General features: G+C 61.4%; 11 protein-coding genes. 4 read left to right on the top strand and 7 right to left on the bottom strand.

Annotated elements, in window-relative coordinates:
• Positions 1–20 precede the first annotated feature (20 nt).
• Positions 21–779: an SDR family oxidoreductase gene (locus AB6803_RS00610; protein WP_371107038.1), complete on the bottom strand. Its 759-nt coding sequence runs from the start codon at positions 777–779 to the stop codon at positions 21–23.
• An 87-nt stretch (positions 780–866) separates the two neighbouring features.
• Between AB6803_RS00610 and AB6803_RS00605 the strand changes: the two genes are divergently transcribed.
• The 3 genes from AB6803_RS00605 (at position 867) to AB6803_RS00595 (ending at position 3,639) form a co-directional block, all read left to right on the top strand.
• Entirely contained in the window at positions 867–1,814 is a 948-nt protein-coding gene (locus tag AB6803_RS00605) for a 2-hydroxyacid dehydrogenase (protein WP_371107037.1), read from the top strand.
• Positions 1,815–1,824: 10 nt separating this feature from the next.
• Positions 1,825–2,856 carry an L-idonate 5-dehydrogenase gene (locus AB6803_RS00600; protein WP_371107036.1) on the top strand — a complete coding sequence of 344 codons (1,032 nt, stop codon included), beginning with the start codon at positions 1,825–1,827 and terminating at the stop codon, positions 2,854–2,856.
• A gap of 414 nt (positions 2,857–3,270) precedes the next feature.
• Positions 3,271–3,639 (top strand): hypothetical protein, encoded by a 369-nt coding sequence (locus tag AB6803_RS00595; RefSeq protein WP_371107035.1) that lies wholly within the window; start codon positions 3,271–3,273, stop codon positions 3,637–3,639.
• Between the two features lie 106 nt (positions 3,640–3,745).
• Here AB6803_RS00595 and AB6803_RS00590 read toward each other — a convergent pair whose 3' ends face one another.
• Positions 3,746–4,165 (bottom strand): heme-binding protein, encoded by a 420-nt coding sequence (locus AB6803_RS00590; protein WP_371107034.1) that lies wholly within the window; start codon positions 4,163–4,165, stop codon positions 3,746–3,748.
• Positions 4,166–4,244: 79 nt separating this feature from the next.
• Between AB6803_RS00590 and AB6803_RS00585 the strand changes: the two genes are divergently transcribed.
• On the top strand, positions 4,245–5,135 hold the full coding sequence (locus tag AB6803_RS00585; protein ID WP_371107033.1) for an SMP-30/gluconolactonase/LRE family protein: 891 nt from the start codon (positions 4,245–4,247) through the stop codon (positions 5,133–5,135).
• Between the two features lie 55 nt (positions 5,136–5,190).
• Here the strand turns inward: AB6803_RS00585 and AB6803_RS00580 are convergent, their stop codons facing one another.
• From AB6803_RS00580 to AB6803_RS00560, 5 genes are all read right to left on the bottom strand, one after another.
• A complete protein-coding gene (locus AB6803_RS00580; RefSeq protein ID WP_371107032.1) occupies positions 5,191–6,105 on the bottom strand; it encodes a homocysteine S-methyltransferase family protein in 915 nt (304 codons plus the stop codon).
• Between the two features lie 43 nt (positions 6,106–6,148).
• Positions 6,149–7,759: an ABC transporter ATP-binding protein gene (locus tag AB6803_RS00575; RefSeq protein WP_371107031.1), complete on the bottom strand. Its 1,611-nt coding sequence runs from the start codon at positions 7,757–7,759 to the stop codon at positions 6,149–6,151.
• Positions 7,752–8,582, bottom strand: coding sequence for an ABC transporter permease (locus tag AB6803_RS00570; protein WP_371107030.1), 831 nt, complete (start codon positions 8,580–8,582; stop codon positions 7,752–7,754). Before AB6803_RS00570 ends, AB6803_RS00575 begins: the two co-directional genes overlap by 8 nt.
• The gene (locus AB6803_RS00565; protein WP_371107679.1) at positions 8,579–9,559 is read right to left on the bottom strand and encodes an ABC transporter permease; all 981 of its coding nucleotides are present in this window, start codon (positions 9,557–9,559) and stop codon (positions 8,579–8,581) included. Before AB6803_RS00565 ends, AB6803_RS00570 begins: the two co-directional genes overlap by 4 nt.
• Positions 9,560–9,747: 188 nt before the next feature.
• Positions 9,748–11,331 (bottom strand): ABC transporter substrate-binding protein, encoded by a 1,584-nt coding sequence (locus AB6803_RS00560; protein ID WP_371107029.1) that lies wholly within the window; start codon positions 11,329–11,331, stop codon positions 9,748–9,750.
• Positions 11,332–11,476: the final 145 nt, after the last annotated feature.

Here is an 11,476-nt window from a genome sequence, read left to right as displayed (position 1 = left end):
AGACCGCCTGCGGCATCCCTTTAAAGCGATGCGGTGATCCCGCCGTCGACATAAAGCACATGCCCGTTGACGAAGGAGGAGGCATCGGAGGCCAGGAAGACGCAGGCGCCGACCAGTTCCTCGACACGTCCCCAGCGACCGGCCGGGGTGCGCTTCTCAAGCCATGCCGAGAAATCGGCGTCGGCAACCAGCGCAGCGTTCAGCGGCGTATCGAAATAGCCCGGCGCGATGGCATTGCATTGCAGCCCATACTTGGCCCAATCCGTCGCCATGCCCTTGGTGAGATTGCCGACGGCGCCCTTGGTTGCCGTGTAGGGAGCGATCGAGGGGCGTGCCAGTGCGGTCTGGACGCTGGCGATGTTGATAATCTTGCCGGCACCGCGCTTGATCATATGGCGGGCGGTGGCCTGACCGACGTTGAAGACGCTCGATATGTTGGTGCGAAGAAGCCGCTCGAAGGCATCGGCAGGAAACTCTTCCAGCGGCGAGCGGAACTGCATTCCGGCATTGTTGACGAGAATGTCGATGGCGCCGGTCCCGGCTTCGAACGCGTCGACGGCGTTGCGGGCCGCTTCATGATCGGTCGCGTCGAAAGGCAGCGTGTGAACCTTGCCCTCGAACAGGGCCGCGGTCCTCGCAAGCTTTTCCGCGTCACGGCCGTTGAGCACCAGTTCGGCGCCTGCTGCGGCCAATCCCTTGGCAAGCGCAAGCCCGATGCCCTGGGACGAACCCGTTACAAGAGCGCGCCGCCCTTTCAGATCGAAGAGGCCAAGAGACATCGTTTCCTCCGTTTTTTATCTCGACAAATGCTGTTCCCCTTGTTTATGTTATCGATAACATTCGATGTCAAGGGAGGATGCAAAAAGATGGACAAGCCGATAATTCTTCAGATCGGACCCTATCCACAATGGGATCAGGAACCTTTGGATGCGGCGTTTCGCGTTCATCGTTATTTCGAGTCCGAAGATAAGACGGCTCTTCTGGCGGACGTCGGACCATCGGTAAAGGCGATCGCCACACGCGGCGAACTCGGAGCCAATCGCGCGATGATCGAGGCCTGCCCCAAGCTGGAAGTGATCTCGGTCTACGGCGTCGGCTTCGACGCGGTCGATCTCCAGGCCTGCCGCGAACGGGGCATCCGCGTGACGAACACGCCCGACGTGCTCACCAATGATGTCGCCGATCTGGGTATTGCCATGATGCTCTGCCAGTCGCGCGGCATGCTCGGCGCCGAAACATGGGTGCGCGACGGCAGCTGGGCGGAAAAGGGCCTCTATCCGCTGAAGCGTCGCGTCTGGGGACGCCGCGCCGGCGTGCTCGGTCTTGGCCGCATTGGCTTCGAGGTTGCCAAGCGGCTAAAGGGTTTCGACATGAAGATCGGCTATTCCGATGTCGAGGCAAAGAGCTACGCGACCGACATGGAATTCGTGGCCGATCCGGTGAAGCTGGCGGAGCAATCCGATTTCCTGTTCGTGACGCTGGCGGCGTCTGCCGCGACCCGCCACATCGTCGGACAAGAGGTGATCGAAACGCTCGGACCGGAAGGCATGCTGATCAACATATCGCGCGCCTCCAACATTGATGAAGACGCACTGCTGGAAGCACTGGAAACCCGCAAGCTCGGCTCGGCGGCGCTCGATGTCTTCGAGGGCGAGCCGAAACTCAATGAGCGCTTCCTGGCGCTGGACAATGTTCTTTTGCAGCCCCACCACGCCTCGGGTACTATCGAGACCCGCAAGGCCATGGGACAGCTCGTCCGCGACAATCTCGCCGCCCATTTTGCCGGCCAGCCGTTGCTGACACCCGTTCTGTAAGGAGAATGACATGAAAGCCATCGTCGCTCACGCCGCCAAGGACTTGCGGATCGAGGACTATCCGGAGGAAGAGCCGGGTGCGGGAGAGGTCAAGCTGAAGCTCGCCACCGGCGGGGTCTGCGGCAGCGACCTGCACTATTACAATCACGGCGGCTTCGGCGCCGTTCGCCTGAAGCAGCCGATGATCCTCGGCCATGAAGTCAGCGCGACGGTTACGGCTCTCGGCCCCGGCGTCGAAGGGCTCGAGGTCGGTCAGCTCGTCGCCGTTTCGCCATCGCGCCCCTGCCGAACCTGCCGTTACTGCCAGCAAGGCCTGCACAATCAGTGCCTGAACATGCGCTTCTATGGCAGCGCCATGCCGTTTCCGCATATTCAGGGCGCATTCCGCGAAACGCTGGTCGCCGATGCCATTCAATGCGTCCCCGCCGACGGCCTGACGGCCGGTGAAGCCGCGATGGCCGAACCGCTCGCCGTCACCCTGCATGCGACGAAGCGCGCCGGCGAACTGCTCGGCAAGCGCGTCCTCGTCACCGGCTGCGGACCGATCGGCGTACTGTCGATCCTCGCCGCGCGCCGCGCCGGCGCCGTGGAAATCGTCGCGACCGACCTGTCGGATTTCACGCTTTCCCTTGCAAGACAAGCTGGCGCGGACAGGGTCATCAACACCAAGGAAGACCCCGAGGCACTCGCCGCCTATTCGGCCGACAAGGGCACCTTCGATGTGCTCTATGAATGCTCCGGCGCTGCCCCTGCCCTCGTTGGCGGCATCGCCGCGCTCCGGCCGCGCGGTATCATCGTGCAATTGGGCCTTGGCGGCGACATGACACTGCCGATGATGGCGATTACGGCGAAGGAACTGGATCTGCGCGGCTCGTTCCGCTTCCACGAGGAATTCGCCTTCGGCGTCGACCTGATGCGCAAGGGCCTGATCGACGTAAAGCCATTGATCACCCATTCCGTGCCGCTGAATGACGCGATCAGCGCCTTCGAGATCGCCTCGGACCGCAGCCGAGCCATGAAGGCGCAGATCGTCTTCGCCTGACGTATCAAATGAACAAGGCCTGCCGGCAAGGATGATTTGCTGGCGGGCGCCGTTCACAAATGATCAGGTTCTCTTGACGAAGCATGAAAGCCAGACTTTTGCGGCAGCCGGCACGAGAAGCGCGGCGTAGGAAGTTCTGGCTTATCGTAACGTGTGGCGATCCGATGAAATCATGTCATCACTTGACAAAGCCATCTCCTGAAAGACCGCTTTAAATAACGCTCTGCGCTATTCGGGAATCCAATTTGCCGAGGGAGCTTCGCGCGCGCCCTATTGCGCTCGCGATACAGAAAGTCGAGCCTGCTTGGCGCCGGCGGAACATGGGAGTCATTTCTGAGTTCCGACGACAGGTATTGCTTAATCTCCTGACCAAGAGAAGTATGTTCCACCTGCATGAAAAAATGGAGGATATGAATGCATGATCTGAAGGAGGATGGGGAACCTCGCCGAATGCATCCCGATCTTCGCGGAGCAATAGCTAGATTTTCCCTTTGGATTGCGAACGGTTCCGTCGGCTATCCGTTGCTTGAGGGCGTCGATTATTCAGAAGTGCTACATGAACCGAGCGCGATGGAAACACTTTTCACCGTTTTTACGAACAACATGGAGTTAAACGAGGAAGGTGCCCCTCTGAATTCGCGGTACTGTGAGGAGCGTGCCGCCCAATGGCTTCGCGAGTATTGTGACCCAGACTATGTAGTTGATCCACCATGGGCCGATCACGAGCATGAGCCGCATTGGCCACCCGTTTTAGAAAACGCGCCGGACTGGCAACCTCGGTAACTGCGATTCTCACAGCATCCTCAATCGAAAAACTCGCCCAGATGCACCTCACATGACCAGCTTGGGCGTGGTGCAGCCGTGACTTTGTCAACGCGGCCTGAGATTTTCAGTCCAGATCCGCCCCGATTGCTTTCAGCGCAACAAGGGCAACCACCTCATCCTGCTCTCCCGAGCCGGAGCCAACGCCAATCCCGCCGACAAGCACGCCGGCAATGCGGATGGGAAGACCGCCTCTGAGGCCGGTCGCCTCGCCTTGCGTGGCTGCCGCCAGCAGGAGCTTGGCATGCTCGGGAACGGAATGGCTCGGTGCGCCGATGGATGCCGCCGTCCGCGCCTTCGCAAGCGCGCTTTTCAACGACAAGAAGCGCGATCCGCGCATGCGGAAAGAGGCAAGCAACACCCCACTTGCATCGACGATGGCGATGCATTGCGGCTGCCCCATTGCGGTGGCTTCGCCGATCGCCGCGCTCAACAGCGTCATCACGCCTTCGTCGCTCAAGACACTCGACGCCACAATATGGCTCATGCATTATCCTCCCGCTTGCGGACGCATCCGATTATGTTATCGATAACAGAATGCAACATTATGGGAGGTAATGTCAAAAATGTCGTTCTTCGAAATCGTGGATCCGGCTTTCGGTCGGTTCGTTCTTGGCAACGCTCCCGTGAAACAGATTGCCACCGGCTTCGATTGGGTGGAGGGGCCTGTCTGGTTCGGCGACCAGAACTGCCTGCTGTTTTCCGACATCCCCAACAACCGCATCATGCGCTGGATACCGGGCCTCGGCACCAGCATCTTTCGCGAACCGTCGAACTTCTCCAACGGCCATACGCGCGACCGGCAGGGGCGCCTTGTGAGCTGTGAACATGGCGGCCGTCGCGTGACCCGGACGGAATATGATGGTTCGATCACGGTGATCGCCGACAGCTATCAGGGCAAGCGGCTGAATTCGCCCAACGATGTCATTGTCGCCTCGGATGGCGCCATCTGGTTCACCGACCCGCATTACGGCATCGCCACCGATTACGAAGGCTATAAAAGCGAGCAGGAATTACCCTGCAACGTCTATCGTGTCGATGCTTCAGGCTCGATGTCCACCGTGCTCACCGATTTCAATTGCCCGAACGGGCTAGCCTTCAGCCCCGACGAAAAGAAGCTCTATGTTGCCGATACCGGCCGCATGCATAGCAACGATCCCCAGCATATCCGCGTCTTCAATGTCGGCGAAAACTGGCGGCTGACCGGCGGCGAGGTCTTTCATGTGATCTCGCCGGGCTGCGCCGATGGCATGCGGCTGGACAGCGACGGCAATCTCTGGTCCTCCGCACGCGATGGCGTCCATTGCATCGCGCCGGATGGTCACCTCATGGGCAAGCTGCTGGTTCCAGAGACTGTGTCCAACCTCTGCTTCGGCGGACGCGGCAAGCACAAGCTCTTCATCACCGCGACCACGAGCGTCTACGCGATCTCGCTCAACAGGAGCGGAGCGCTTTAAGGCTTCGGCCGCTCACGCGGCCTCTGCCCATAGAACCTTTGCATTAACTTCAAGCTCAGACGCAGCGATAGCGGCCAGACAGCGCGTGGATGTGATCCACGCCGATGCCGCAGCAGCCGCCGATGATGCTGGCGCCGGAGGCGGCCCAGCGTCCGGCCCATTGGCCGTAGCTGTCAGGATCGAGATCGTTGCGGATTTCGGTCAGCGTGGCATTGGCCTCTTCGTCGTCCTGCTGCGACGGGAAGGCATTGGCATAAACGCCGACCTGGATGTCCGCACCCAAGGCGGCGAAGGTGGCGCGCGCCGTTTCGATGGCTGCCTCCATGACTTCCGGCATGCTGCAATTGAACAGCATCGCCTCGCCACCGAAGGAGGCAACGAGCTCGGCCGCGGCCTTAACGGTCTCGTTCGAGCGCAGCAGCGGTTCCGGCATGTCCGAAGGAGCGAGATCGTCGCGCAGGGTGAAGGAGACCCAGAGGGGCTTGCCGGTCGAAAGCGTCGCCTCGCGAGCGGCGCGCGCCTCGGCAAGACTGCTCTGGGTTTCGGCGAGCCACAAATCCACATAAGGCGTCATGCCGCCGACCAGCGTGTCGAGATAGTGCCCTGCCCGCTTGGGATCGAAAAGATCAGGCTGGTAGGAGCCGAATACCGGCGGTAGCGAGCCGGCAACGAGGATCTTGCGATCCGTCGATGCGTCCGCCGCTTCGCGCGCGATGCGGCCGGCGCGTGCGGCCAGAATAGCGCCATTAGCCTCGAAGCGCTCGTCGCCGATATGGAACGGTACGACAGCATAGCTGTTTGTGGTGATGACGTCGGCGCCGGCCTCGATGTAATTGTCATGGACCTTGCGGACGAATTCAGGCGCTTCCATCAAGGCCAGCGCCGACCATTCCGGCTGACGGAAAGGCGCGCCGATACGCTCGAGTTCGCGGCCGGTGCCGCCATCCAGAATAAGTCCGCGCTTTGTCATCGTGTCATTCCTTGTTTCTCTTATCTCGTAATTTCGGCAGCCGTCAGCGAGCAGCTTTTCCGGGCGTCCGCCTGGCAATTGCCTCGTCCAGCCAGCCGGGGCGCATCTCCGGGACCGATGCGATCAGCTTTTCCGTATAGGCGTCGAAGGGCGGCGCCAAAACATCGTCCTTTCGGCCATAGCGTACCACTTTACCATCGAGCATGACTGCAACCGTATCGGCTATGGCGCGCACGATGGCGAGATCGTGCGTGATGAACAGATAGGATGTGCCGCTCTCATTTTGTAGTCGCGTCAGAAGGCCGAGAATGCCTTCGGCCACCAGCGGGTCGAGCGCCGATGTCGGCTCGTCGCAGATGATCAGTTTGGGGGCCGCGGCCAGCGCGCGCGCAATGCAGATGCGCTGCTTCTGGCCGCCTGATAGTTCCGAGGGATAACGATCGCGCATAGTCTGCGCCAGCTCGACCTGATCGAGCAACGCAGTCACGCGGCGGTCGAGTTCCACGCCGCCAAGGCCGAAATAAAAGGCAAGCGGGCGAGCAAGGATCGCCTCGACGGTCTGGCGCGGATTGAGCGCCAGATCGGGGATCTGGTTGATGATCTGGATGTCGCGCAGGATGTCTCGTCCACGTGAGGCAAGATCGGTCGGCAGAGCCTGTCCCTCGAAGCGCAGGCTACCCTTGGCGGCCGGCAGCAGGCCTGTGACGACACGCGCCAGCGTCGATTTTCCCGAGCCGGATTCACCGACGACCGCCAGCGTTTCGCCGCGACCGATGTCCAGGCTGATGCCTTTCAGCACGGTCGTACCGGGCGTGTATCCCGCCTCTATGTCCTTGATACTAAGAAGGGCCTCCGCATCTGCCACCGGCTTGGCCGGCTTTTCGGACTGGCGCATGGCGACGAGCTGCTTGGTGTAGTCTTGCTGCGGCGCATTGAAGATGCGATCGACCGGCCCCTGCTCGACCATCCGGCCATGACGAAGCACCAGGATCTCGTCTGCCACCTGCGCCACCACGGCCAGGTCGTGTGAAATGTAGAGCGCGGAGGTCCCGGTCCTCTCGATCGCCTGCTTGATGGCGGCGAGGACTTCGATCTGGGTGGTCACATCGAGCGCGGTCGTCGGCTCGTCGAAGACGATCAGTTCGGGATGCGGGCAGAGCGCCATAGCCGTCATCGCGCGCTGCAACTGACCGCCAGACGCCTGATGCGGATAGCGATCGCCGAAATTCTGCGGATCGGGCAGGCCGAGCAGGGCAAAAAGCTCTTTTGCCCGCGCGATGGCATCGCTGCGGTTCATCAGGCCGTGCCAGAGCGTGGCTTCGATCACCTGCTCGATCAACGGATAGGCCGGATTGAAGGCTGCTGCGGCCGACTGGGCGACATAGGTGACCGCCGCGCCGCGCAGGCGCCTGGAATCGCGACCGCGCAAGGCCAGGATATCGGTGCCGTTCAGGTCGGCACGTCCGCCGATGATGCGCAAGCCGTCACGGCTATAGCCGAGCGAGGCGAGCCCGATCGTGGACTTCCCCGCCCCGGACTCACCGATCAGGCCGAGTACGCGCCCTTTTTCCAGCGTGAAGGACACCTTGTCGACGATGGTCTGATCGCCGGCCTTGATCTCCAGATCGATGACTTTGAGCAAGGTATCAGCCATGGCGGCCAACGCCTTTCAGGCTGGTCGTCTTCTGGAGCATCCAGTCCACGACGAGATTGACGCAGATGACGAGGATCGCGATTGCAGCACCCGGAATGAGGGCGGCAAAGACACCGAACACCAACCCGTCCTTGTTCTCCTTCACCAGGCTGCCCCAATCGGCAATGGGCGGCTGGACGCCGAGGCCGAGGAAGGAGAGCGTCGACAGGAAGAGAATGGCGAAGGCGAAGCGCAAGCCGAATTCGGCGAGCAGCGGCGACAACGCGTTCGGCAGGATTTCCCGGAAGATGATCCAGCTCCAGCCCTCGCCGCGAAGGCGCGCCACCTCGACATAATCCAGGGTGACCAGATCGCTGGCAAGAGCCCGGCTGACGCGGAACACCCGCGTCGCATCCAGCCCGGCCATGACGAGGATGAGCACGATCATGGTTTTCGGCAGAACGGCGAGCACGACCAGCGCGAGGATGAGGGTCGGGATCGCCATCGCCAGATCGTTCAGTCGCGACAGCACTTGGTCGATGATGCCGCGCCGGACGGCGGCGTAGAAGCCGAGCGATACGCCGGTGACGAAGGCAAGGAGGGTCGCAAGCGCCGCGATGACGAAGGTGATGCGCGCGCCCCAGAGCAGGCGCGAAAAGAGATCGCGGCCGATATTGTCCGTGCCGAGCAGCGCGTCGACGGACGGCATGTCCCAGACGCCGCCGACCACTTGCGAGACCGGGTGCGGTGCGACCCAGGGCGCCAGCATCGCCATGATGAGAAAGATAATGAGACCAGCAAGGCCGATCACCGCCAGGGGCGTCAAACGCGGCAGATTTCTCATCGCGGATGCCTCAATCGGGGATTGGCAAGGATCGCGACCATGTCGGCAACGATATTGAGCAGGATATAGACGGCGGCAAATATCAGGCCGGCGGCCTGCACGACCGGCACGTCGCGCTTGGCGACGTGGTCGACAAGATATTGACCCATGCCCGGATAGACGAAGATCACCTCGACCACGACGACGCCGACGATGAGATAGGCCAGGTTAAGTGCCACGACATTGACGATCGGCGAAACGGCATTCGGCAGCGCATGCCTCCAGACGATGCGCCAGCCGGGCAGCCCCTTCAGGAACGCCGTCTCGATATAGGGAGACGCCATGACGTTCAGAAGTGCCACCCGCGTCATCCGCATCATATGCCCGACGACGGCCAGAACCAGCGTCAGGCAGGGAAGCAGCATGGTAATGAGGCGTTGTCCAAGGGGCATTGCGTCCGAGACAGTGGCGCTGCTCGGAAGCCAGAAATGGCTGACCGAGAAATAGGCGATCAGCAGATAGCCCGCGAAGAACTCCGGCAGCGATATGGCGCTGAGCGTGACGATACCGATGGTCCGATCGACCCAGGTTCCGACGTAGAGCACGCAGAGGATTCCGAGAAGGATGGACAAAGGCACGGCAATGATCGCTGCCATCGCCGCCAGATAAAGCGTGTTCTTCAGGCGCGGGGCGATACTTTTGGCGATATCCTGGCGGTTGCTGTAGCTGCGCCCGAAATCGCCACGCACGGCGCCACCCAACCATTCGACATAACGCTGCGGTGCAGGCTTCTCGAGACCAAGCTCCTTGCGGATGCTGGCGACCGCTTCCGGCGTTGCCTGCTGGCCGAGCATAGCGGTTGCGACATCGCCGGGCAGGATCTGGGTTCCGGCAAAGATGACCAGCGACACCGCCCACAACAGCACCAGACCGAGAGCCAGACGCTTGATAAGCAGGCGCAAAAGATGACCGCCGGCCGATTTGCGTGCCGGTGGCATCACTGCCTGCGTTTCGAGCTGGATCTCCTCAGCCAGAGGCTGGTTGTTCATCTGTCTGTTCCGAAAAATTCCACGCATGGCCGCTATCGTGAATGACAGCGCAGCGCAACGGTTTAGCGGCCCTGGCGGGAAAAAAGAGCCCCCGGATGGCAATCCGGGGACCGATGGGCATTCTGTTGCGCGGTGTCTTAAGCCTTGAGCCAGGCGCGCTCGGCGATGCGGTAGCCGCTCAGATCGCCGCCGCCCGGCACCGGAACGTAGCCACCGACCTTGTCGCTGGCAGCCGCCAGATTGTCGACGAAGAGCGGGATGATCTCGCCACCCTCATCCACCAGCTTCACCTGCAGGTCATGATAGATCTGCTTGCGCTTGGTCTCGTCCAGCTCGACGCGCGCCGCCGCCAGCAGCTTGTCGAAGGCCTCGTCGCGCCAGGCGGTTTCGTTCCACGGCGCGTCTGACTGGAGGATCAGCGACAACATGGCGTCGGCCGTCGGGCGCACCGACCAGTTGGAGGCGACGAACGGCTTCTTCAGCCATACCTCGTCCCAATATCCGTCGGAGGGAACGCGGTCGACATCGATGGTGATCCCGGCCTTGGCGGCGGAAGCCTGATAAAGCTGTGCGGCGTCGACCGAGCCGGGGAAACCGTTGTCGGAGGCGCTGATCTGGATGCCGCTTGGCGAGCCCGCCTTCTTGAAGTGGAAGGAGGCCTTTTCGGGGTCATAAGCGCGCTGCGGAATATCCTTGGCGAAATAGGGGTTCCAGGAGGCGATTGGATTGTCGTTGCCGATAGCGCCGGTGCCGACGAGAAGGCTCTTCTGCAATTCCTCGCGGTCGATCGCATATTTCAGCGCCAGCCGCAGGTCGAGATTGTTGTAGGGAGCGGTGTCGACCCGCATCGGGAAGCAATACATGGTGTTTTCCTGCGAGCGCAGGATCTGCACGCCAGGGCGGGCAGTGAGCCGGCTGACGGATCGCGGTTCGACACGGTTGATGATATGCACCTGTCCGCTCAACAGCGCCGCCATGCGGGCGGTCGCATCGCTCATGGCGATGGTCTCTACGGAATCGACGAAGGCGCGATCCGAGGCCCAGTAGTTCGGGTTGCGCTTGGTGAGCGCGCGAACGCCCGGCTGGAAGTCTTCGAGGATGAAAGCACCTGTGCCGACACCCTTGTCGAAGTCGCCGCCATCGGGGCCGATGCCGAGATGGTAGTCAACGAGAGCGGCCGGGAAATCGGCATTGCCCGAATTCAGCGTTACGATCACTTCATGCGTGTCGGAGGCGCTGATGTCGGTAACCGCCAGAAGCTGGCCCTTGCCGCCCGAATTGCTCTTTTCGCCGCGATGATGATTGAGCGAATAGACGACGTCCTGGGCGGTCAGTTCTTTGCCATTGTGGAACTGGATGCCCTTCTTCAGCTTGAAAACCCACTTGCTGCCGTCGGGCGTTGCCGGTTCCCAGCTTTCGGCGAGCGCGCCGATCAGCTTGCCGTCCGGGCCGAGCTCGACAACGGTGTTGAAGAGCTGAAAGCCGACCGTGTACATGTAGGCTTCGGTATAGAAGGCTGGATCGAGCCTGTCCGAGCTCGACGCCGTATCCAGCCCCAGCACGAGATGTCCGCCCTTGACCGGTGTTTCCGCCTGCGCCGCAGCGCTGCCGGGAAGCAAAAGCCCGCCTGCCGAAAGCGTCGCCGACAGGGCGCCCGCTGTTTGCAGGAACCGGCGCCGTGTCGGCTGCAGGATGTTCGAAATCGTCTTTTCGCCCGGCATTACAATCTGTTCCTCTTCATCTGATGGCTTCCGGCTCCGCATTGCGATGGCCGCGTGGCACATTTCCTATGGTATCGGCTAACATCAAGCCCGCAATTTCCTCCTAAAAATCAACGATCCGGGAGAAACAAAATGCAAAATCGAT

Origin of the sequence: Rhizobium sp. RCC_161_2 (genome assembly GCF_041355235.1) — a bacterium.
Taxonomy (GTDB): Bacteria; Pseudomonadota; Alphaproteobacteria; order Rhizobiales; family Rhizobiaceae; genus Rhizobium.
Note: the sequence above shows the minus strand (reverse complement) of the source record. Positions and strands in the feature narration are given on the sequence as shown.